We start from the raw sequence: 22,650 nt of genomic DNA on the forward strand, positions 1-22,650 counted from the left end.
GTGTTATATTATTTTCGAAAGCAAGAACATGTGTTTGGAGGATGATGATCATGTTAAAGTATAGTACCTACAACAGCATCTACAATAATGACGATATCAAGGTGTCCGCTCCCGGTAATCCAACTGCTCATACTAATGTAACCAAGATCAAGGAATCGGTTCTTCATAGTCTCGCTGCGCTATCATCACTATTCCGTCAGGTCAGCCTGATGAAGATGGTTCTGGTGCTGATGCTTGTTATTTCGGGATTTACTGTGGTGGGGAATGTTTTTGCCGGTTCGGTCTCTTCGCTGAAGCCGGATAAGCGGATCGTAGTCGAACGCGGAGATACCTTATGGAGTATTGCTGTAAGCAACAAACCTGAGGACATGAAGACTGCCGTATATATAGAAGGAATAATGAAGACGAATCATTTGGAGAACAGCGTCATTAAGGCCGGAGATATTCTGACTTTACCTTTATACTGAAGGAATGTGTCAGACTAATGATCGACTCGGAGAGCTTTCAGGGAGTAGACCTTGACAAGCTCTTTTTCTCATGGCAAAGTTAAAATGAATTTAGAGGGAGGGAAACGTATTGAATATTGACGAATTGGTCGCACGCATCAATGAATTGGCACGCAAAGCTAAGAACGGCGGCCTGAATGAAGAGGAACTGGCTGAACGTGCCAAGCTCCGCGAGATTTATCTGGGGAACATCCGCACTAACTTTCGGGCCCAGCTTGATACCATCGAAATTGTGGACAATCCGGAGCATGAAGAGGGCAACAACGGACTTAAGCATTAGCCGGTTGCCTTTTCATAGATAATACAGGATGACTAGGGGGAACTTACATGGCCCGTTCTTGGGAAAGAATGGTTCAACGCAACACGAAGCAAGTTAACCAGCAAAGAAAGAAGCAGGGGAAGGACTCCATTTACACTTCCAGTACTAAGACTGCTGCGAAAAGCATCGATATTTTTAAAGGCCGCAATATTGTATTCCCCGTTGTACTGATGCTGCTGGGCATCATGTTCTGGGTGGTCGGCTCAATTGACGAAGCCAAAGGAAGCGGAATTCTGGCTAACTGGCTGGGGGTAGTGCTGTACTTCCTGCTCGCTGCGCTGTTGTTCTTCCGCCGTCCGTTTCTTAAGGTTGAGCGTGCGCGTATCTCTACTATTAAATACAACCGCGAACGCTTCCTTGCTGCGGCGGATATTGAGAAAATCACTTTATCACGCAGTGTAGTAACCATTAAGTATAAGGGTAAGCGCAAGCAGTGGATTTTCTCCAAGCTGATTAACCGTTATGACACCGCTGCGATGGGGGAACGTCTGGAGCAGTTCGCGAAGAACAACAATATTGAACTTGTGCAGGAATAGGAAGACAGACCAGCATATAGGGAGTGGGAGAACTAATGCCGATTACCGCCGTACTATTTGACCTTGACGATACTCTGCTGTGGGATGACCGCAGCGTGGAAGAAGCCTTCCGTTATGCTTGTGAGGCTGCTGGAGATTCCGTTGATCCGCAGGAGCTGGAAGCTGCTGTACGCAGAGAAGCCCGTGCACTCTATGAATCCTATGAGACGTATCCGTTCACGAAGCTGATCGGTATTAACCCTTATGAAGCGCTGTGGGCGAACTTCACTGCCGGTGAACAGCCGGAGTTCCGTCAACTCGAACAGCTTGCCCCTGTCTACCGTAAGGAATCCTGGCGCCGCGGCCTCGCCGCACTCGGAGTAGAGGATGAAGCGCTGGCTGCACAGCTGGCTGACAAGTTCGCCGCTGAGCGCCGCAGCCGTCCCTATATCTATGAAGAGACGCTTCAGGTGCTGGACGAGCTGCGCGGTAAGGTGAAGCTGCTGCTGCTGACGAACGGCTGCCCGGCACTTCAGCAGGAGAAGCTGGACGGTGTGCCGGAGCTTACTCCGTATTTTGACCATGTTGTGATTTCGGGAAGCTTCGGCAAAGGGAAGCCGGACAAGGGAATCTTCGAGCACGCGCTCGGACTGTTGGATATTGCTCCAGAGCAAGGGATCATGGTGGGCGATAAGCTTACGACAGATATTCTTGGCGGATTGTCTGCCGGACTGACCACGGTTTGGATCAACCGAAATGCGAAAGCATCGGACCCGGAGATTACGCCGGATTACCAGATCAGCCATCTCTCCGAGCTTCTGCCGCTGGTAGACACCCTGTAATTGAATTCTATGAAGCCAGTATCCTATTTAGTGGGTATTGGCTTTTTTATATAGATATGACTATTCTCATATTAACAAGTGAATCATGCAGCTTCTTTAAGGCAAATTGAATAAAATGTGTATAATAAGGAGAGCAGCGATCTGACTTTCATTGTAATATAAAAATGATATGTTTCATGAATGAAGAAAAATCTACCTATGAACCGGGAGGACTTCAGATGATGAAGCCAAGGATGCGCAGGGGACTTATATGCATATTGATGGGGATAACGCTAGCCGGATGCTCGGGGAATAAGGAAGATGAGATGACGATGCAGATGCATGGTGCGGCCAATTCCTCCATGTCACCGATTAAGGTGGAGCTGAGCTGGACCCCGGAAGAAGTAACCGCAGGGACGGCAGTCAGCTTCAAGGCTGTGGTGACACAGGACGGTGAACCGGTAGATGACGCTAGAGAAGTAATGTTTGAGGTCAATGAGGCCGCAGATAAGACCAAGAAGGTTGAAATCAAGGGTGAAAGTGCCGGAGAAGGGGCTTATGTGGGGGAACATACCTTTGATGAGGCGGGCGAATTCAGCGTCACTTCACATGTGACTGCCCGGACGCAGCATTCCATGCCAAGCAAGAAACTTGTTGTAGCGCCGTAATAGAAATGAAATCAATAGAAATACAAATAATGCAGGGTGGAAAGGAAGGCTTTCCGAAATCCCTTTATTCTGCTAAAATTACTCTAATGTTTCACTGGGGGGATGGAAAGTGGCTAAATACACACTTGCTGAGAGCTTGCAGCAGCGCATATTGATACTGGATGGAGCTATGGGTACTATGATTCAACAGGTGCCGCTCACCGGCGAGGATTTCGGCGGGGATGATCTGGACGGCTGTAATGAAATGCTTGTCCTGACCCGGCCGGAGGTTATTCAGGATATTCATGAGAAATACCTGGAGGCCGGTGCGGATCTGATCGAGACGAATACCTTCGGTGCCACGTCAGTGGTGCTTGCTGAATATGATATTCAGGACCGTGCCCGGGAAATTAATCTTGCGGCCGCGAGACTTGCCCGTAATGCCGCTGATAAATATGATAGACCGCAGCGCCCGCGTTATGTGGTAGGAGCTATGGGTCCGACCACGAAAACACTCTCTGTCACCGGGGGAGTCACATTCAAGGAGCTTGTAGACAGCTATGAAGAACAGGCGGTTGCCCTGATCGACGGTAAGGTGGATGCACTGCTCCTGGAGACATCCCAGGATACCCTAAACGTGAAGGCTGGAAGCATCGGCATCCGTAACGCCTTTGAGAAGAGCGGAATTACGCTGCCGGTGATGATCTCGGGGACCATTGAGCCTATGGGGACCACGCTGGCCGGACAGAATATAGAAGCCTTCTATATTTCGCTGGAGCATCTGAAGCCGGTATCCATCGGACTGAACTGTGCTACCGGACCGGAATTCATGCGTGACCACATCCGTTCGCTGTCCGCGATCTCATCAGCAGCCGTCAGCTGCTACCCGAATGCTGGGCTGCCGGATGAGAACGGGAATTATCATGAATCCCCGGATTCCCTGGCCCGTAAGCTGGGCGGCTTCGCAGAGAAGGGCTGGCTGAACATTGCCGGCGGCTGCTGCGGAACGACTCCGGATCATATCCGGGCTATGGCTGAAGTCATGGCGGCCTACCCGCCGCGTAAGCTGGACGGCCAGCATCCTCCGGCTTTGTCGGGGATTGAGCCGGTGTATGTGGAGAGTGAGAACCGTCCATATATGGTCGGTGAACGGACCAATGTCCTCGGTTCCCGGAAGTTTAAGCGTCTAATCGTTGAGGGGAAATATGAGGAAGCTTCGGAGATTGCCCGTGCCCAGGTGAAGAGCGGTGCACAGGTTATCGATGTCTGCGTGCAGGACCCGGACCGGGATGAGACGGAAGATATCATGCGGTTCCTGGAGCTGGTCGTGAAGAAGGTCAAGGTGCCGTTGATGATCGATACGACGGACCCGAAGGTCATTGACTTAGCTTTGCAGTATTGTCAGGGCAAAGCGATCATTAACTCCATTAACCTTGAAGATGGTGAAGAGAAATTCGAGCATGTTACGCCTTTGATTCATAAATATGGAGCGGCGATTGTTGTAGGCACCATCGACGAGACCGGCCAGGCTATCCTGGCTTCAGACAAACTGGAGGTTGCCAAACGTTCCTATGATCTGCTGGTCAACAAATACGGTCTGGCTCCCGAGGATCTGATTTTCGATACCCTGGTGTTCCCTGTTGGAACCGGGGATGAGCAGTATATCGGCTCTGCGAAGGAGACGATTGACGGTATCCGTCTGATCAAGGAGGCCATGCCTGCTGTTCATACGATTCTCGGCATCAGCAATGTCTCCTTCGGTCTGCCGGAAGCCGGCCGCGAGGTGCTGAACTCGGTATTCCTGTACGAGTGCACCAAGGCCGGGCTGGATTATGCCATTGTGAATACCGAGAAGGTGGAGCGGTACGCATCGATTCCTGAAGAGGAGCGCAAGCTCGCTGAAGAGCTGATCTATAATACGAATGACGATACCTTGTCTGCGTTCGTAGCAGCTTTTAGAGGCAAAAAGGTGGAGAAGAAGGAGAAAATCTCCAATCTCTCTTTGGAGGAGCGCCTAGCTTCCTATGTGGTAGAAGGCACTAAGGAGGGTCTGATCCCTGATCTGGATGAAGCACTGAAGACCTCGGCTCCGCTGGAGATCATTAATGGACCGCTGATGGCCGGGATGTCTGAGGTTGGCCGGCTGTTCAATAACAATGAATTAATCGTGGCAGAGGTGCTCCAGAGTGCGGAGGTTATGAAGGCCTCTGTAAGCCATTTGGAGCAGTTCATGCAGAAGGATGAGACTTCGGTTAAGGGGAGAATCATGCTTGCGACCGTCAAGGGTGATGTGCATGATATCGGCAAAAACCTGGTCGAGATTATTCTCTCCAACAACGGTTATGAGATTGTCAATCTGGGGATCAAGGTTCCGCCAGAGAATATTATTGAAGCCTTCCGCAAGGAAAAGGCTGATGCCATCGGCTTGTCGGGACTGCTGGTGAAGTCCGCGCAGCAGATGGTGCTGACTGCGCAGGATCTGCGGTCCGCCGGTATTGATGTGCCGATTATGGTGGGCGGCGCAGCGCTGACCCGCAAATTCACCAAGACCCGAATCCGTCCCGAATATGACGGTCTCGTCTTATACGCGAAGGATGCCATGGACGGTCTGGATATCGCCAACCGGCTGATGAATCCGCTGGAGCGGTTGAAGATTGAGGAGGAGGTCCGCCAGGAGGCTGAGGCTGCCGTAGCTGTCGCTCCGCAAGCTCCGCTTCCCGAGCTGACCCGTGCAGTCCGCTCCAAGATCTCGGCGGATGCTCCTGTGTTCACCCCGCCTGATCTGGAGCGTCATGTCCTGCGGAATTATCCGCTGGGACATGTAATTCCTTATGTGAATATGCAGATGCTGCTCGGCCATCATCTCGGCCTGCGCGGCTCTGTAGAGGCGCAATTGGCAGCGCGTGACCCGCGTACGGTAGAATTGAAAGAGACTGTGGATGATATTCTGCATCAGGCGATGCTCGAAGGCACGATCGTACCGCATGCGATGTACCAGTTCTTCCCGGCCCAGTCCCGCGGGAATGACATTCTGATCTATGATCCGCAGGATCAGGCTAAGGTGCTGCATACCTTCACCTTCCCGCGCCAGAATGTGGAGCCGCATCTCTGCCTTGCAGACTTCCTGAAGCCAGTGGAGAGTGGAGTCATGGACTATGTGGGCTTCCTGGTGGTTACTGCGGGCCATGGCGTCCGTGAATTATCGACGGTGCTTAAGGATAAGGGAGATTATCTCCGTTCGCATGCTCTGCAGGCAGTCGCTCTTGAGGTCGCGGAAGGCCTGGCTGAACGTGTCCATCATATGATGCGCGACACCTGGGGGTTCCCGGACCCGGCAGATATGACCATGAAGCAAAGACACGGTGCACGTTACCAGGGTATCCGGGTATCCTTCGGCTACCCGGCCTGCCCGGATCTGGAGGATCAGGGGCCGTTATTCAAGCTCATGAAGCCTGAGGATATCGGCGTGCAGCTTACCGAGGGCTTCATGATGGAGCCGGAGGCTTCGGTCTCGGCGATGGTCTTTGCCCACCCGGAAGCGCAGTATTTCAATGTGGAGAAGCTCTAAGCCTTCCGCAGATTAACCGGCCGGAAGGGGCCTTGCCCCGACTTTTCGGAACCTCCCGTTACCGGGAGGTTTTTTGCTGCAAATATAAGAATGTATATGTTCACGCTATACGGCAAAGCCGTTTCCGCTTGAAAAGATGCTTTTGCAGCCAAAACAGAGTAGAATTCTTGTCATAAGAATGGTCAAGATCACAAAAAATATTAAAGACATCAGGGAGAGAGAGGAGGGGCATAATGGAAATCTATTTTCTCGGAACGAATGCCGGGGTGCCGACGCTGCAGCGCAATGTGACGTCGGTTGCACTCCGGCTGCTTGAAGAACGGCGTACCTTCTGGATGTTCGACTGCGGGGAAGGGACGCAGCATCAGGTTCTGCGCTCGCCGCTGCGGCTGGGTAAGCTGGAGAAGCTGTTTATCACCCATCTGCACGGTGATCATCTGTTTGGACTGCCCGGACTCATTTCCAGCAGGGGCTACCAGGGCGGAACTTCACCGCTTACGGTGTACGGACCTCCCGGGCTCAAGGCCTATCTGGACATATCGCTGTCCGTCAGCCAGTCCCGCATTCCATATAAGCTGGAGATTGTGGAGCACAGCGGCGGGCTGATTTTTGAGGACGAGACCTTTAAGGTGGAAGCAGGGCTGCTGGAGCACCGGATTGACAGCTATGGCTACCGGGTTACGGAGAAGGACAGCCCGGGTAACCTGAATACGGAGCTGCTGAAGAGCTATGGACTGAAGCCGGGACCGCTGTATGGCCGGTTAAAAAAAGGCGAGGATATCACTACCGATGAAGGTGTGCTGATCCGGGCGGCTGAGGTGATTCATGCGCCTAAGCGCGGACGTATCGTAGTTATTCTGGGAGATACCCGGCCTTGTGCGGGTTCACTGCCGCTGGCACAGGATGCCGATTTGATTATTCATGAGGCCACATTTGCCCATGAACTGGCGGATATGGCTTATCAATATCATCACAGCACAGCACGGCAAGCTGCGGAGCTGGCGCGGAAGGCAGGCGGGGCTGAGCTGCTGCTGACCCACTTCAGCTCGCGGTATACTTCACAGGAGGAGCTCGCTCCGCTGCTGAAGGAAGCGCAGGAGATCTTCCCGAATACACTGCTTGCAGAGGAATTCTGCACCTTTCCGGTCTACCGGAGAACCCCGGGAAATGACGCTGGGGACTGAATTATTTTCCGGGAAAGCGCAGGAAATGACAGGCCTGTGCCAAAAATAGCCGGGGGCTGCAGGCGTTCGCTAGCGTTCGACGAAGAATGTTAAATTTAAAGTAAAAGCTGAGGATTAAGCGTACGAAGCAGTAGAGAAAATGCCGAAATAAAGCGGTTAAAAATCGCAGGCAGGCGGGTAATAAATCCCTTCGCAGCGCGCTTCCATGAGAAGCTGCCGCTGCTCTGAAATATAGTTCATAGGATTAATGATAAATAAGATGAACTATTTAGTTCAAGTCGACAGGAGGAGTTATGAACAATATCGGAGGCTTGTTAATTGATCTGGACGGCACCCTGTATCATGGCGGAAGAATGATTCCCGGGGCCCAGGGGCTGATCGCTGCGCTTCGTGCAGCGGAGATTCCGTTCCTGTATGTGACGAACAATTCATCAAGAACACCAGCCAGTGTAGCTGCACATTTGCGCGGAATGGGTATTGAAGCAAGACCTGAGGAGGTCTGCACTTCATCCCTGGCTGCGGCCCGTTATATTGCCGGAGAATCTCCTGGAGCATCCGTGGCGATACTTGGAGAAGAGGGGCTGGTGGAAGCCTGCACGGAGGCAGGGCTTACTCTGGTCACCGAGCATCCGCAGGTTGTCGTGCAGGGAATCGACCGTTCTTTTACATATGAAGCACTGACCCGGGCTTCGCGCTGGATCCGGGAAGGGGCCAGATTCGTCCTGACCAACCCCGACCTGATGCTTCCCTCCGATGATGGAGTGATGCCTGGTGCAGGTACGATAGGTGCAGCTATTGAAGCGGCCAGCGGGGTAGCGCCGGTGGTCATCGGCAAGCCCGAAACGCACCTGGTAACATATGCGACATCTCTGCTCGGCATCAAGCCGGAGGATGCGGTGATGGTAGGCGACAACATGAGAACGGATATTTTGGCGGGGGCTAATGCGGGCTGCCGGACTGTGCTGGTGCTTACGGGACTTACCACCCGGGATAATCTGGAGCATTATCAGCAGCTGACCGGAGTCAAGCCTGATGAAATTTGTGCTGATTTAGCTGAACTTATGGTACTGCTCGGTGTATAATGACAAAGGTGACCTTTTGACCATCCAAGAAGGGAAGATGACAATATGCCGGAATTGCCGGAAATGGAGAACTACCGAAAGCTGCTTAGCCAACATCTAATCAACGTACCCATTACAGGGGTAACCGTAAATAGAGCCAAGACCATCAATATGGAGACTGAAGAATTCGTGAAGGGGCTGGTAGGTGCCCGAATTGTATTCGTGGAACGCCGTGCCAAGCATATCCTTTTCCACCTGCATGACGGCCGCAGACTACTGCTGCATCTGATGCTGGGCGGACTACTGTTCTATGGTACAGAGGAAGAACGTCCTGACCGTACTACACAGGTTGAGCTGGCGTTCGGTGAGCATATCCTCTACTTCATGGGGCTGCGGCTGGGATATCTCCATCTGCTGTCTGTCAAGGAAGGCGAAGCGGCAATGGGGAAGCTTGGACCCGAGCTGTTGGACCGCCGGATGACGGCCGAACGCTTCGCCGGACTGCTCAAGGGACGGCGCGGAGCGCTGAAGAGTCTGCTCGTTAACCAGCATGTAATGGCTGGAATCGGCAACTGCTATGCCGACGAGATTGCTTATGAAGCCCGTCTGCTTCCGTCTACGCTGGTTCAGAATCTGTCACCGGAAGCGGTGACCCGGCTGTACGACAGTGTGCGTAAGGTATTAACCGAAGCCACTGAAATCGGCGGGTATATGGAAATGCCGTTCATGACCGGCGACACCGTAACCGGTTCTTATAATGATGCTTGTAAAGTGTATGACCGTGAAGGCGAGCCTTGTCTGCGCGGCGGGGGAACCATAGTGAAGACAGAGCTGTCGGGACGCAAGGTATTCTATTGCCCGGACTGTCAGCATGACGCATAGCCCTTTCATAGGGGCGCATGTCAGCATACGCGGCGGGTATGGGCAGGCTGCCCGGTCCGCCAGGGAGAGCGGTGCTACATGTTTTCAGTATTTTCCGAAGAACCCGCGCAGTCTGAAGCTGAAGCCGGTAGATTACCGTGATGCAAGCAGCTGCGCTGCATACTGCCGGGAGCAGGGAATGGCTTCCATTGCCCATACCCCGTATCCGACGAATCTGGCTGCCGGCCCGGGCGACAGAGAGGTGATGATTGCCTCCCTGCGCAACGATCTGGAGATTGCTGAGGCGTGCGGATCGGCGGGCATTGTAGTGCATTTCGGACACTTTGCCGGGATGGAGCCACTGCAGGGTTATCACAATATAATACAATGTATGAACGAAGTGCTGGCAGACTGGACGGGACATACCAAGCTGCTGCTTGAGAATATGGCAGGGAATCATGGTCATCAGGGCATGGCTCCTGAAGAGCTGGTCAAGGTTCGTGAGTTGTGCCGCTACCCGGAGAAGATCGGCTTCTGCTTCGATACCTGCCACGCTTTCGCTGCGGGGATCTGGAATCCGGAGCAGACGGAGGAGCTTATCGTACGCGGTGAGCGGCTGGGGTACTGGGCGAATCTGACGGCGGTGCATTTGAATGACTCCCGGTTCCCCTACGGCTCCCGGCGGGACAGACATGCCGGAATCGGCAGCGGATATATCGGGGGAGCGGCGCTTAGCAGGCTTTTGAAGACGGAGGCCCTGGCTGATAAAGTGATCGTTATGGAAACAGAAAAGGGGCCCGATAGCACGCACCGAGCGGAAATTGCTGCTGTAAGGACCTGGTTTGAGGCGGGGGATGATGAAGAATGAAGGAAATGAATCAGCCGGAGCTGCTGGAGCTGCTGGCCACGAAGGGTGAGCCGCTTATTCTGTTTCTGCATACCCCGCTATGCGGAACCTGTAAGGCAGCCCGGCGGATGATTGAGGTGGCGGAGCATCTGCTTCCGCCTGGCCTTTTGATTGCGGAGGGGAATGTGAATAGGCTCCCTGAGCTGGTTAACACCTATCAAATCTCAAGTGTGCCCGCTCTGCTGGCCGTATCTGCTGGCCGCAGCGCTGAACCGGACATCATCTACTCTATACACTCGGTTGAACGGGTGCTGGCATACATAAGGAGAGTGACATTATAATGATATCATTACAACATCTGTCCCTGCGCAGGGAGGAGAGCCTGATTCTTGATGACGTATCGCTTACCATGAAGCAGGGGGAGAACTGGGTCATTCTCGGACGTAACGGCTCCGGCAAAACCACCCTGCTGGAAATGATGACCGGCTACCTGTTCCCCAGTAAGGGTTCTGTTGAAGTGCTGGGGTACAAGTACGGTCAGTGTGATCTGCGAGAGGTACGTAAGAGAATCGGCTATATCGGCCCGTCCCTGATGGAAAAGCTCTCGCTTACCGACCCTGTCTGGGAGGTTGTCGCTACGGGCGCTTATGCGTTTTTACGCTTCTATGAGGAGATTCCGCAAAGTGTGAAGGACCGGTCGCTTAAGCTGCTGGAGGAGATGAATCTCGGCGAACTTGCCTTTCATCCCTTCGGCTTGTTATCGCAGGGGGAGCGCAAGAAGGCTATGCTGGCCCGCTGCCTGATTGCAGAGCCTAAGCTGCTGATTATGGACGAGCCTTGCGCCGGTCTAGATCTATATGAACGGGAGAAAATGCTCGCCGAGATCGACAAGCTGCGGCAGCATAATGTTGGAGTGGTGTATGTCACCCATCATGTGGAGGAGATTGTTCCGCTCTTCACTCACGTGGCGCTGATCCGTGACGGGAAGCTGGCAGGTGCTGGTCCCAAGGAAGAGGTGCTGACGCAGGAGATGCTGATGGCTGCCTACGATCTTCCGGTGACGGTTGACTGGGACAATGGCCGTCCTTGGATTAAAATAAGTTCTGGAGGCAAAGCGATTTGAACGATTTCACAGAAGTTACACCGGAGCAGGATACTGCTACACAGGATAAGATCCTCTCAAGATATATCTGCACGGCCAACCATGGCTTCGCCCCCTATGCGCAGGAGGAGCTTAGACGCCTGTTCGGAGCGGTGAAAAGCACCCTGCTGCTGCCGGGAGAAATCTTCCTGGCCACGCTTGAAGCGGAGCCGGAGGAGGTAACACAGCGGCTGGCACAGAATCTGCCGGTCTTCCTGCGTCACATCCAGCCCGTTGATTTCCAGGACACTGGCGATCTGCCGGCTATTGAACGGCTGGCAGTATACTTAAGCCGTCGTACGGAGCTGGAAGGCGAGAAGGTGTCGCTGCATGTCCGTAAAGGCCCGTCCTCCTTCTGGGAGCAGAGTCCGGGCGAGCTGCGTGAGTGGCTGCAAGCCAGGCTTGACAGTCTAGGCGCCGAGTTCACGGTGCAGGAGCCCGCCTGGGTGATCTCCGTCTATGCGGACGGTGATGCGCTGTACGCCGGGGTATCCCGGCCGGAGGAGAACCTGTCCAGCTGGAATGGCGGCATGATCCGCTTCCGCAAGGAGGACGGACAGATCTCGCGGGCCAAATTCAAGCTGATGGAGGCGGAGAAGGAATTCGCCATTCCGTTTCACAGCTTCAAGAATGCGGTCGATATCGGCGCTTCTCCGGGCGGCTGGACCTCGTTCCTGCTGGAGCGTGGCCTCAAGGTTACCGCTGTTGATCCTGCACTTATGCACGAATCCTTACGCAAGCATCCGGGATTGAAGATTCTGCGCAAAAATGCCGGTGAGGTCAAATTCCGTGAGAATGAATTCGATCTGCTGGTCTGCGATATGAGCTGGAGTCCCAAGCTGATGGCTAAGCTGGTCACAGAGCTGCTGCACAGCCTGACACCGGGTGGCAGTGCAATTGTTACGGTGAAGCTGATGCACAAGAAGCCAATGGCGGTGATCAAGGAGATCATCACCATGTTTGAAGGCCAGCGGATGCAGGTCCAGCGCGCGAAGCAGCTGTTCCACAACCGGGACGAGATTACACTTTATATGATTAAGTATTAATTCATATTGCAGGATTTAAGGGAAAGCATCCCGCAGTCTGCACCTCCAGCTTCATGCCGGTTTGGTGCAAGACAGTGGGTGCTTTTTTTGCGTTATACATCAATCTATAAGAACAGGCGGGAAAGAGATGGAATTCACAGGAAAGCTAAGTCCCGGACAGATGCTGGGAGGGCGCTATTATGTAAAAGGGCTGATCGGAACAGGCGGAATGAGCCGGGTATATCTGGCGGAGGATATACGTCTGCCGGGTATGCTGCGGGCCATTAAAGAGAGTGTCATCCGGGAGGGGAGTTATGGTGCAGGCGCAATTCAGGCAGAAGCAGAGCTGTTAATCTCGCTTCGTCATCCGCTGCTGCCGCTGATTGCGGACTTCTTCCCGCCGGACGCTGACGGCTACACCTACTTGGTGATGGATTATATTGCGGGTATCACCCTGCATCAGTATATGGCAGAGCAGCCTGCTGCAATGACGGGGAAGCGAATCCTAAGCTATGCGGAGCAGCTGCTGGAGGTGCTGCATTATTTGCACAGCCATGAGCCGCCAATTATCTACCGGGATCTCAAGCCTTCGAATATCATGCTGACTGGGGAGCATGAGCTGAAGGTCATTGACTTCGGGATTGCACGCAGGCTGAGAAGCGGCTCCGGTGAGGACACCGAGAAGCTGGGGACAGCCGGCTTCGCAGCCCCGGAGCAATATGGCGGCGGGCAAAGCAGCCCGGTGTCGGACTTGTACGGGCTTGGCGCGCTGCTGCTGTATATGGCCTCCGGCGGTGAATTCAGCGCCTGGCAGCCAGGGATGGAGCGGAAGCTGCAGGGGCGTCTCCCGGGCCGGATGATTCCGGTCATCAGACGTCTGCTGCGGCATCACCCGGAGGAACGGTATGGCAGTGCTGAGGAGGTAAGGGCAGCCCTCCGGCAGCTGGATATTGGCGGCGTGGGGCAAGCTGGACATGAGTGGACGAATATACGCAAGACTGCGGATGCCAAGCAATCGTTGCATCTATCTGCTGTGATGGTGGCCATATTAGGGGTGTCACCCGGGATTGGGACCACACATACCTCGCTTGCTGTCAGCCGCTGCCTGTCACCCGCAGGACGGACGGCCTGGGTGGATTGTAATCCCGGTTCTCAAGTATTTAACCGTATGAAGGAAATGGCGGGGAGCCCTGAAATAAGCGGTGTTCAGCGGACTCAGGAGCAGCCGTTCACCTGGATGGGGGTGGACTACTGGAAGCTTCCCCTTTTGGAGGGACTTCCGCAGGTGACGGATCGGGCCTATGCTTATATTGTCCTGGATCTTGGAACCGGCGGCGGTGAGGGAGCACTGGAGGTGTTTACCCGCAGCAGCATCCCGTTATTGATTGCCTCCGGTGCGGATTGGCGGCTGGAGGATATCCTTCACTGGCTGCGCCGCAGAGGTCTGAGTCCCCGGCCGGAATGGCGGATTGGTCTGCCGCTGGCCGGGGAACATACTGTGGAGCTGCTGGCTTCGCTCCTTGAACCTGCCAGTGTATGCAGTCTGCCGCTTCAACAGGACCCTTTTCAGAGTAAAGGGAGGCTGGTTCAGGCCGTTAGGGGGCTGCTTGGACCGCTAAAGGGTGCCCGTTTTCCTGCAAAGAATAGGAGGTTGTTTCAGAAAAATAGATGAACGCTCAGAGTTTTTTGACGGTTTTCAGAAATCGGGCTTTGTTTCTATTTCAGTGAAGGTGCAGGTGTGCTAGAATGGAGTGATATCTATAATTATTGAACCTCGTGGTATTTACAATATAGAATGGAGCTTGCAGAGAATTTATGAGTTTACTTAGTGTGGAAGACGTTTCCCATAATTTCGGGGACCGGGTGTTGTTCAAGGATGTGTCCTTCCGTCTGCTGGATGGAGAGCACGTGGGGATCGTGGGTGCGAACGGCGTGGGTAAATCGACGCTGATGAATATTTTAACCGGCAAATTATTGAAGGACAACGGCAAGGTGGAGTGGACGCCGCGGGTCCGTTACGGATATCTGGATCAGCATACGCTGCTTACTGCCGGTAAAACCGTGCGTGATGTGCTTAAGGATGCCTTCCTGCCGCTGCTGGAGCTGGAGCATGAGATGATGGCGATTACCGATCGAATGGGTGAGGCGGCTCCCGAGGAGCTGGACCTGCTGCTTGAGCAGATGGGCGACATTCAGGAGCAGCTTGATATCGGCGACTTTTACCTCATTGATGTGAAGGTTGAAGAGATGGCGAACGGACTGGGCCTGACCGCAATCGGTCTGGACCGGGATGTCACTTCCCTGAGCGGGGGACAGCGGACCAAGGTTCTGCTGGCGAAGCTGCTGCTGGAGAAACCGAATGTACTGCTGCTCGATGAGCCTACCAACTATCTCGATGTGGAGCATATTGACTGGCTGACGAACTATCTGAAGCAATATCCGTATGCGTTCATGCTGATCTCCCATGACACGGAATTCATGAATAAGGTGGTCAATGTAATCTATCATCTGGAGTTCTCGAAGCTGACCCGCTATTCGGCCAATTACGAGAAGTTCCTGGAGATGGCGGGGATGAACAAGGCCCAGCATATTGATGCGTACGAGAAGCAGCAGGATTACATCAAAAAGCAGGAGGATTTCATCCAGCGCAATAAAGCGCGTGCCTCCACCTCAGGACGGGCCAAGAGCCGCGAGAAGCAGCTGGGACGGATGGAGCGGATTGACAAGCCGGAAGAAGCGATGAAACCTGTGTTCCAGTTCAAGGAGAGCCGGGCCAGCGGAAAGACGGTGTTCGAGGGCGTTGATTTCGAGATCGGGTATGACCGTCCGCTGCTGCCAAGCAAGCTGAATATGATGATTGAACGCGGAGAGAAGATTGCGATTGTCGGCTACAACGGGGTCGGTAAATCGACGCTGCTCAAAACGATTTTAGGCGTGATTCCTACTTACAGCGGAAAAACCTACCTGGGAGATTACCTGAGTTCAGCCTATTTCCAGCAGGAGCTGAAGGCAGAGAATATCACACCTATTGAAGACGTGTGGAATGAATTCTCCGGTCTGACCCAGAATGAAGTGCGCGGACATCTGGCCCGCTGCGGTCTCAAAAACGAGCATATCACCCGTCCGATGAACATGCTGAGCGGCGGCGAGCAGGCGAAGGTACGCCTGTGCAAGCTGATGATGCGTGAGAGCAACTGGATTCTGTTCGATGAGCCTACGAATCACCTTGATATTGTGGCCAAGGCTGAGCTTAAGCGGGCGCTTATGGAATACAAGGGTACAATTCTGCTGGTATCCCATGAACCGGAATTTTACGAGGATTGGGTAACGAAGGTCTGGAATGTGGAGCAGTGGTCCGCACAGACCGTATAGCAATGGAGTCCGGGAAAAGTGGAGGTTCGCGCTTTTCCTGGTTTTTACCAAAAACTACATACATAGGGGGCTGTTCAGAGATGGGTCCTGATCAAAACACGCCGGTTCCGGCTTCAGCAGCCGGCAGGGATGGCAGATATTCAAGACAGGTCCGCTTCGCGCCGTTCGGCGCAGCAGGACAGCAGGGACTGGCGCGTTCCTGTGTGCTGGTCGTTGGCATGGGGGCGCTGGGGACAGGGATCGCCGAGACCTTGGCTCGCTGCGGGGTAGGACGTCTTATTCTCGTTGACCGCGATTATGTGGAATGGAGCAATCTGCAACGCCAGCAGTTGTATTCGGAAGAAGATGCGCGTGTGCGGACGCCCAAGGCTGCAGCAGCGCGTACCCGGCTGCTGGCGGTCAATTCGGAGATTGTGATCGAGGCCCACGTGCTTGATGTGCGTGCTGAGGAGCTGGAGAGCCTGCTTCCCGGCGTGGATCTGATTATGGACGGGACCGATAACTTCGATACCCGGCTGATCATCAACGATCTGGCCCAAAAGCACGGCATTCCCTGGATCTACGGGGCCTGTGTCGGAAGCTACGGGATTACGTATACGATTCTGCCGGGTGAAACCCCTTGTCTGAATTGTCTGCTGGGCACAATCCCGCTCGGCGGGGATACCTGCGACACAGCAGGCATTCTTCCGCAAGCGGTGCAGATGGTTACTACGAATGGAACTGCTGAAGCACTGAAGCTGCTTGGCGGATTCAAGGATAAGCTGCGCGGCAAGCTGCTGACCTTCGATATCTGGCGTAATGAGCAGCAGGAGATTGGAGTCCGGACGGCGAAGAAGTCTGACTGTCCCTCATGCGGTGAATCACGGAGCTATCCGTATCTGTCTGCCTCGGGCACAGAGCGCAGCGATGTGCTGTGCGGCAGAGATACAGTGCAGATCCGTCCGGCACACCGCAGAAGTCTGGATCTGGAGGAGACGGCTGCCCGCTTGTCCAGACTGAATAGCGGCAAGGTGGAGAGCAACCCGTATCTGGTTTCTTTTACAGAGGAGCCGTACCGGATGGTTGTGTTCGCAGACGGGAGAGCCTTAATACATGGAACCAGTGATATCGCTGCCGCCCGCAGCTATTATCACCGGTATTTCGGATAATGGAGGAGATCACAATGAACAAGGGAGCCATCCGTCACATGGCGGTATTTACACTGAAATCCGCCCCCGATTCAGAGGAGACTACAGCTTTCTTGCGGGATGGATCTGAGATTCTTAGCGCGATTCCGGTGGTCAGGAATTTCGAGGTGCTGCGTCAGGTCAGTGCCAAATGTGAGCACCAGTACGCCTTCTCGATGGAGTTCGCCGATCAGGCGGCCTATGATGCCTATAATCATCATCCGGCGCATCAGGCTTTTGTCGCAGAGCGCTGGGACACCCAGGTGGCTGCGTTCCAGGAGATCGATTTCGTACAATTATAAGAAATTACATGTTTCACAAGATTAGTACCGCAAAGAGACCATTCCTCCGAATGGTCTCTTTGTTTTGCGGGAATTCTAAGCATCATCTGCGGCGGCACAGCCGGTGCAAGACTGGTGGAGGGGGAAGATCCCGGTGAATGAAAAGATCGCATGGTACATACCCGGTCCGCACCGGGACAGCCATGAAGCAGATGCAGACAAAGAGGAGAAGGCTGCCGGCCATACCGGGCTTGAGGAGGCCATCCGGAGCCTTGGGATGACAGCAGCAATAAGCGAAGACCTGGATAGTCTTCGCTTATTGCTGTCAGGCGGTGAGCCTGTGCTTCTGCTCGCGGAGCTGGATGAACCCGGAGACTGGGCGGGCTGGGAAGCGGTCTTGGAGGTGCGGAAGGAGGGGATGATTCTGCCGGTAATGGTCCTATCCGAAGGAACACCTGAAGAGAGAGGGGAAGCGGCTGTCTCCGTATTCGATGCCGGAGGCAACGAATATATGGAGAAGCCTGTACATACCGGTGAGTTCAAGCGCAGATTATTGAATTTACTTAAGCTGACGGGCCGTCGTAGAGAGGCGGCCACGCTGCTTAAAGTGGACGGATTGATTCTTGATCCCGGACGCCGGCAGGTCAGCCGGGATGGAGCCGAGCTGAAGATGACCCCCAAGGAATTCGATCTGCTGTATTATCTGGCAGAGAATCTGAATGAAGTCTGTCCCCGGGCTGAGATCTTGCAGCAGGTGTGGGGGTATCATTTTCATGCGGACACCAATGTGGTCGATGTGTACATCCGGCATCTGCGGCTCAAGGTGGATAAAGGCCGCCGGAATAAACTGATTCATACGGTGCGTGGAACCGGATATGTACTGCGGACACCGGAGAGCGGGGCCACAAGCTGACGGCCGCTGCGAAGCAGCTCTCCGGTTATTTGGATTTATACTCTTTGGCACACGCTACATTTAAGCTTCGCACTGTTACAGTACGCGGCGTGATTTCAGGTAGGTTTTTTTCCAGTTCCCCGAATTCAGATCTGAAATGGTCACGCCGGGTGAGCCGTAAGTGTGAAGAATCTTGCCGTTGCCGGCATATACAGCCACATGGGTGACGTTCTTGCCGTTGGCCCGGCTTCCGCTGGAGAAGAACACGAGATCGCCGACACGCAGATTGGCTTTGCTGACCGATGTACCCACTTTAGATTGGGCTACGGACGTACGGGGCAGATCTACACCATATTTTTTGAAAATGTATTGAGTAAAGGAGGAACAGTCAAAATAACGTGTAGTTGAAGTAGAGGCACCGAACTGGTAACGCGTACCCAGATACTTTTTGCCGAAGCTGACCACTTTGGAGCCGGTGGAAGATGCGGATACGGAATCGGCACTTACAGAATCGGCAGATACAGCTGATGCGGCGGCAGGGGCTGTTCCTGCTCCGGTTGCCAGTAAGGCGCTGAACCCGATTGTTGTGCACAGACCGATTGTCATTGCTTGCTTGAACCATTTTTGCTTATTCATGTTGTATACCTCCAAAGTTGTAATCTATTCTAGCAGTTTCGTTCTCTGATTCGTAGTATAGCAGGTTATGACAGGCCTAAATTATGGAAGAGATGGGCTAAATGCAGGCGGTATATACAATGTAAGCGTTATATTAAAATCGCATTAAAAGTTACAAAATATTAATATTTAAACGAGATTTTAAGCAAAAAAAGCCGAGAAACCCTTGATATGCAAGGGGATTCCCGGCTTTTTGATTTTGAACCAAAGGTTACAGCGATGTCTCCAAAGATCTATGTATTCAGTCCTTGCTCTGAATAATCAGCAGCAGTCCGCTCTCGATATGAACGGTTCCCTTGTGCTCCTGCAGCACATTGCTCACGGCCAGGGATTGGCCAAGCTTGAGGGTGGCGTTCTCCAGAGGATATTGGAAGCCCTGAAGGGTGATGCCCGTTACCTCGGGAGTCAGAGGCAGCAAGGAGACATAGGTATATCCCCGTTCCTCTACAACCGCCTGGGAGCCGGTAAGCGTAATGTAGTTGTTCGCATCCATAATGGAGCAGGCTACCTGCCGCTGCAGTGCTCTTGTCATCATCTGAATACTGGCCAGCGTATGGTCCATGCGTGTTCCCGTTACCCCGATCATCAGAATAGACTGCGGCTGGAGGTTCAGGGCAAGATCCAGGGCCATTTCACTGTCGGTAAGGTCTTTGTTGACCGGATCACAGCTGATAGTCTCCTTGCTTCCCGCCTGAATCCGCTCCAGTGCCTCAGGAGAGACAGAGTCGAAATCACCGACGGCAAGCTGGGGGGTGAAGCCATGGTCAATCAGGAACAGCGCTCCCCGGTCAGCGCCGATAATATAATCCTCTTCATCTAATAAGCGCAGGCATTCCGCTGTCAGTTTACCGCCTGCAACAATAACAATACGCCCGGATGGCAATAGCTCCCCCTCCTTGTAGTTGAATTAAGTTCATCATCCTGAACAGTATATAGCAGTTTCAAAAGTTGTACAATTGCCGCACTGACGCTAAAATAGGGTTAGTGCGGCTGGCCGCACCCATCCATAGAGGATGATAAGTTATGCATGTGCGCAGGAGGTGAGAGGGATCGTTAACGTGTTGTTTGTATGTCTGGGGAATATTTGCCGTTCGCCGATGGCGGAGGCTGTGCTGCGCAGTAAGATTGAACAGCGTCAGCTTGCGGATCAGATCACAGTGGATTCTGCAGGAACGGGAGACTGGCATATCGGGAAAGCGCCGCATGAAGGGACAAGGCGTATCCTTGATCTGCATGGCATCAGCTATGAGAATATGAGAGCAAGACGGGTTGCCAGTGAGGATTTCGGGAGATTCGAATATATTATCTGCATGGACAAGTCCAACGGGGAGAATGTTCGCAAAATTCCCGGCGGTGAGCAGTCCAAGCTGTTGTTCTTCATGGATCTGCTGCCGGATGAGGAGCTGCGTGAGGTGCCTGACCCATATTTTACAGGCAATTTCGAGCAGGTCTATGACTTAATCAACGCCGGTTGTGATGTGCTGCTGGAACGGATTATTGGGGAGAAGCTTTAAAATATAAGAATTTTATGTTTATGCTATAAATTATCCTTCTATTTCTCGCTGAAACGGTACCGTCCTTAGTTGTTAAGGAACGGCACCGGACAGCCGCCTGATCATGAAAGCGTAGTCAATCGTGCCGGGATACATAAGTTCGTAAGATGTTCACTTTTATGGTTCTATTTGCTGTTTCAGGAGCGGAAGAAATAGAGTAATGATTCCGGGAGCTCTTTTTGCCAAAAACCCCAAAGATGCTGGCCGTCCTTCTCGCGGTAGGATACCGTGGCTCCTTTGGCTTCAAGCATGGCCTTGGTCTCACGGTTCATCTCTACGAAATCATAGACGCCGGTATCGGTCTTGTAGTCCCGCTCTTGAAGCCCTACAACCATATTGATCTGAAGCCAGGAGAGATCCTCCTCTTGTGAGAGCAGCTCGCGGGTCTCGGGATAATAAGCGCCGGAGAGGCTAAGCACTCGGCTGAATAATCCCGGATACGCCAGTGCGAGGTGGAGGGAGACACTGCCGCCCAGAGAATCACCGGCTACGATCCGTTCCCCGGGTGTACGACGGACAGGATAATTATGTTCAATGTAGGGAATAATCTCTTCGGCGAAGCATGCGAGGTACTGCTTGAAGCGGCTGCCGAACGGAGCGTATTCAGCGGTGCGGACGGCCACGTTCACTTCGACGCCCACTATAATGAAGGGTTCAACATCCTGCTCCAGAATCAGTTGCCCGGCTAAGGTGGCAATCCGGCCGAAGTTGAAGAATTCTTCACCGTCCTGACAGTAGATGACGGGATAGCTGAGTACTTCATTATATCCTGGGGGAAGATAGATACGCAGCTTGCGCTCTTCCTGCAGGTGTTCGCTCCACAGTGTTTGTTTTACAATTGTACGTTTCAGAAAAACAGGTTCGCTCATTGTCAAATCGTCACCTTTCATGTCGAATTTTGCTTAAGACTTAGTGTTACGTTAAAATTAGCCAAGCGGCAAATGTGGGATATATCATTTACTTGAGAAATATCCTTAAATCTGTTATAGGATATTTAAACGCCTGTTATACATACAAAATTTATGGAAACATAAATTTTATGCGTATTTCTTTGACGAAACAGATACAACAGGTGTATAATAATTCTATAACAGAGACCACTGATATTCAAATTTTTTTATTGAGGTGAAGATAATGACTAGAGTTCCTTATGAAGTGTATACAGAGGACGTTGAAGCCCTTACGGTTCTTTCCCCGGATGGAGAAATTATCAATAAGGAAATGATGCCTGACCTTACCGATGATCAATTGAAAGAAATTATGTACCGTATGGTATTTACCCGTACCTGGGATGACCGTGCTGTTAACCTGGGCCGCCAAGGCCGTCTCGGCTTCTATGCGCCGGTATCCGGACAGGAAGCTACAATGATTGGCAGCGAGTATGCTTTGCAGAAGGAAGACTTCGTCTGCCCGGGCTACCGCGATATTCCACAGCTCGTATGGCATGGCCTTCCATTATATCAGGCGTTCCTGTATTCCCGCGGACATCAGCATGGCGGACAGATTCCTGATGGCGTGAATGTACTGATGCCGCAGATCATTATCGGAGCACAGATCCTTCATGCTACCGGTATTGCAATGGGCTTCAAATTGAAGAAACAGCAGAACGTTGCAATCACATACACAGGTGACGGAGGTTCGTCAGAAGGCGACTTCTATGAAGGCCTTAACTATGCAGGAGTATATAAGCTGCCGGTGATCTTCTTCGTTCAGAACAACGGCTATGCTATCACCACTCCGTTCTCGAAGCAGACAGCAGCGAAATCCATCGCCCACAAGGCGGTTGCCGCAGGGATTCCCGGAATCAAGATTGACGGCATGGACGTATTTGCAGTAATCTCTGCTGTACAGCAGGCTGCTGAACGCGCCCGCAAAGGCGAAGGCGCCACACTGATCGAAGCGGTAACCTATCGTTTCCGTCCGCATTCCCTGTCCGATGATGCCAGTAAGTACCGTACAAAGGAAGAAGAAGGACAATGGAATGAGAAAGATCCGATTGCCCGTCTTGCCAAGTACCTGGAGAAGAAGGGCCTCTGGACTGAAGAGGACACTCTGCGCGTAAGAGAAGAAGCGAAAGCAACTGTGAACGAGCAGATTAAGAAAGCAGAACAGACCGAAAAAATGACCATTCCCGGCTTGATCGACAGCATGTTCGAGGTAACTCCGAAACATCTTGAAGAACAAAAAGCCGATTTTGAATAAGGGGGATATCACGC

At 52.9% G+C, this 22,650-nt stretch carries 23 protein-coding genes; 20 read left to right on the plus strand and 3 right to left on the minus strand.

Annotation, left to right across the window (positions count from 1 at the left end):
* Positions 1 to 50 precede the first annotated feature (50 nt).
* The 18 genes from NSU18_RS01785 (at position 51) to NSU18_RS01870 (ending at position 18,227) form a co-directional block, all read left to right on the plus strand.
* Positions 51 to 467: a LysM peptidoglycan-binding domain-containing protein gene (locus NSU18_RS01785; protein WP_341148038.1), complete on the plus strand. Its 417-nt coding sequence runs from the start codon at positions 51 to 53 to the stop codon at positions 465 to 467.
* Between the two features lie 109 nt (positions 468 to 576).
* Complete coding sequence (locus tag NSU18_RS01790; RefSeq protein WP_036695465.1) at positions 577 to 786, plus strand: DUF896 domain-containing protein; 210 nt, start codon at positions 577 to 579, stop codon at positions 784 to 786.
* A 47-nt stretch (positions 787 to 833) separates the two neighbouring features.
* Positions 834 to 1,361 carry a hypothetical protein gene (locus tag NSU18_RS01795; RefSeq protein ID WP_341148039.1) on the plus strand — a complete coding sequence of 176 codons (528 nt, stop codon included), beginning with the start codon at positions 834 to 836 and terminating at the stop codon, positions 1,359 to 1,361.
* Between the two features lie 35 nt (positions 1,362 to 1,396).
* Complete coding sequence (locus NSU18_RS01800; RefSeq protein WP_341022380.1) at positions 1,397 to 2,182, plus strand: HAD family hydrolase; 786 nt, start codon at positions 1,397 to 1,399, stop codon at positions 2,180 to 2,182.
* Positions 2,183 to 2,442: 260 nt separating this feature from the next.
* Positions 2,443 to 2,829 (plus strand): FixH family protein, encoded by a 387-nt coding sequence (locus tag NSU18_RS01805; RefSeq protein ID WP_341148040.1) that lies wholly within the window; start codon positions 2,443 to 2,445, stop codon positions 2,827 to 2,829.
* Between the two features lie 169 nt (positions 2,830 to 2,998).
* The gene (gene metH, locus NSU18_RS01810) at positions 2,999 to 6,376 is read left to right on the plus strand and encodes a methionine synthase (protein ID WP_445321843.1); all 3,378 of its coding nucleotides are present in this window, start codon (positions 2,999 to 3,001) and stop codon (positions 6,374 to 6,376) included.
* A 233-nt stretch (positions 6,377 to 6,609) separates the two neighbouring features.
* Entirely contained in the window at positions 6,610 to 7,560 is a 951-nt protein-coding gene (rnz, locus tag NSU18_RS01815) for a ribonuclease Z (RefSeq protein WP_341148042.1), read from the plus strand.
* A gap of 293 nt (positions 7,561 to 7,853) precedes the next feature.
* Positions 7,854 to 8,642, plus strand: a complete 789-nt coding sequence (locus NSU18_RS01820; RefSeq protein WP_341022374.1) for a TIGR01457 family HAD-type hydrolase — start codon at positions 7,854 to 7,856, stop codon at positions 8,640 to 8,642.
* Between the two features lie 45 nt (positions 8,643 to 8,687).
* Positions 8,688 to 9,503, plus strand: a complete 816-nt coding sequence (locus tag NSU18_RS01825) for an Fpg/Nei family DNA glycosylase (RefSeq protein ID WP_341022372.1) — start codon at positions 8,688 to 8,690, stop codon at positions 9,501 to 9,503.
* Complete coding sequence (locus tag NSU18_RS01830) at positions 9,493 to 10,350, plus strand: deoxyribonuclease IV (RefSeq protein ID WP_341148043.1); 858 nt, start codon at positions 9,493 to 9,495, stop codon at positions 10,348 to 10,350. Before NSU18_RS01825 ends, NSU18_RS01830 begins: the two co-directional genes overlap by 11 nt.
* Entirely contained in the window at positions 10,347 to 10,670 is a 324-nt protein-coding gene (locus tag NSU18_RS01835; RefSeq protein ID WP_341022369.1) for a thioredoxin family protein, read from the plus strand. Before NSU18_RS01830 ends, NSU18_RS01835 begins: the two co-directional genes overlap by 4 nt.
* The gene (locus NSU18_RS01840) at positions 10,670 to 11,452 is read left to right on the plus strand and encodes an ABC transporter ATP-binding protein (protein ID WP_341022367.1); all 783 of its coding nucleotides are present in this window, start codon (positions 10,670 to 10,672) and stop codon (positions 11,450 to 11,452) included. Before NSU18_RS01835 ends, NSU18_RS01840 begins: the two co-directional genes overlap by 1 nt.
* Positions 11,449 to 12,516: an SAM-dependent methyltransferase gene (locus tag NSU18_RS01845; RefSeq protein WP_341148044.1), complete on the plus strand. Its 1,068-nt coding sequence runs from the start codon at positions 11,449 to 11,451 to the stop codon at positions 12,514 to 12,516. The genes NSU18_RS01840 and NSU18_RS01845 overlap by 4 nt, the downstream gene beginning before the upstream one ends.
* A 127-nt stretch (positions 12,517 to 12,643) precedes the next feature.
* Entirely contained in the window at positions 12,644 to 14,167 is a 1,524-nt protein-coding gene (locus tag NSU18_RS01850; RefSeq protein ID WP_341148045.1) for a serine/threonine protein kinase, read from the plus strand.
* A 143-nt stretch (positions 14,168 to 14,310) separates the two neighbouring features.
* Entirely contained in the window at positions 14,311 to 15,867 is a 1,557-nt protein-coding gene (gene abc-f, locus NSU18_RS01855) for a ribosomal protection-like ABC-F family protein (protein ID WP_341022362.1), read from the plus strand.
* A gap of 80 nt (positions 15,868 to 15,947) precedes the next feature.
* Positions 15,948 to 17,015: a ThiF family adenylyltransferase gene (locus tag NSU18_RS01860; protein ID WP_341022361.1), complete on the plus strand. Its 1,068-nt coding sequence runs from the start codon at positions 15,948 to 15,950 to the stop codon at positions 17,013 to 17,015.
* Between the two features lie 14 nt (positions 17,016 to 17,029).
* Complete coding sequence (locus NSU18_RS01865; protein ID WP_341148046.1) at positions 17,030 to 17,335, plus strand: Dabb family protein; 306 nt, start codon at positions 17,030 to 17,032, stop codon at positions 17,333 to 17,335.
* A 133-nt stretch (positions 17,336 to 17,468) separates the two neighbouring features.
* Positions 17,469 to 18,227 carry a winged helix-turn-helix transcriptional regulator gene (locus NSU18_RS01870; protein ID WP_341148047.1) on the plus strand — a complete coding sequence of 253 codons (759 nt, stop codon included), beginning with the start codon at positions 17,469 to 17,471 and terminating at the stop codon, positions 18,225 to 18,227.
* 75 nt (positions 18,228 to 18,302) lie between these two features.
* Here NSU18_RS01870 and NSU18_RS01875 read toward each other — a convergent pair whose 3' ends face one another.
* A complete protein-coding gene (locus tag NSU18_RS01875; RefSeq protein ID WP_341022357.1) occupies positions 18,303 to 18,842 on the minus strand; it encodes a C40 family peptidase in 540 nt (179 codons plus the stop codon).
* A gap of 280 nt (positions 18,843 to 19,122) precedes the next feature.
* Positions 19,123 to 19,764 carry a thiamine diphosphokinase gene (locus NSU18_RS01880; RefSeq protein ID WP_341148048.1) on the minus strand — a complete coding sequence of 214 codons (642 nt, stop codon included), beginning with the start codon at positions 19,762 to 19,764 and terminating at the stop codon, positions 19,123 to 19,125.
* A 166-nt stretch (positions 19,765 to 19,930) separates the two neighbouring features.
* Here NSU18_RS01880 and NSU18_RS01885 point away from each other — a divergent pair, with 166 nt between their 5' ends.
* A complete protein-coding gene (locus NSU18_RS01885) occupies positions 19,931 to 20,395 on the plus strand; it encodes a low molecular weight protein-tyrosine-phosphatase (protein ID WP_341023357.1) in 465 nt (154 codons plus the stop codon).
* A 176-nt stretch (positions 20,396 to 20,571) separates the two neighbouring features.
* On the opposite strand, the gene NSU18_RS01890 is transcribed toward NSU18_RS01885, so the two are convergent.
* A complete protein-coding gene (locus tag NSU18_RS01890; RefSeq protein ID WP_341022354.1) occupies positions 20,572 to 21,303 on the minus strand; it encodes an alpha/beta hydrolase in 732 nt (243 codons plus the stop codon).
* Positions 21,304 to 21,568: 265 nt separating this feature from the next.
* Here NSU18_RS01890 and pdhA point away from each other — a divergent pair, with 265 nt between their 5' ends.
* On the plus strand, positions 21,569 to 22,636 hold the full coding sequence (gene pdhA / locus NSU18_RS01895; protein WP_340753349.1) for a pyruvate dehydrogenase (acetyl-transferring) E1 component subunit alpha: 1,068 nt from the start codon (positions 21,569 to 21,571) through the stop codon (positions 22,634 to 22,636).
* Positions 22,637 to 22,650: the final 14 nt, after the last annotated feature.

The sequence above is a fragment of the Paenibacillus sp. FSL H8-0048 genome (assembly GCF_038002825.1).
Classification (GTDB): domain Bacteria; phylum Bacillota; class Bacilli; order Paenibacillales; family Paenibacillaceae; genus Paenibacillus_AQ.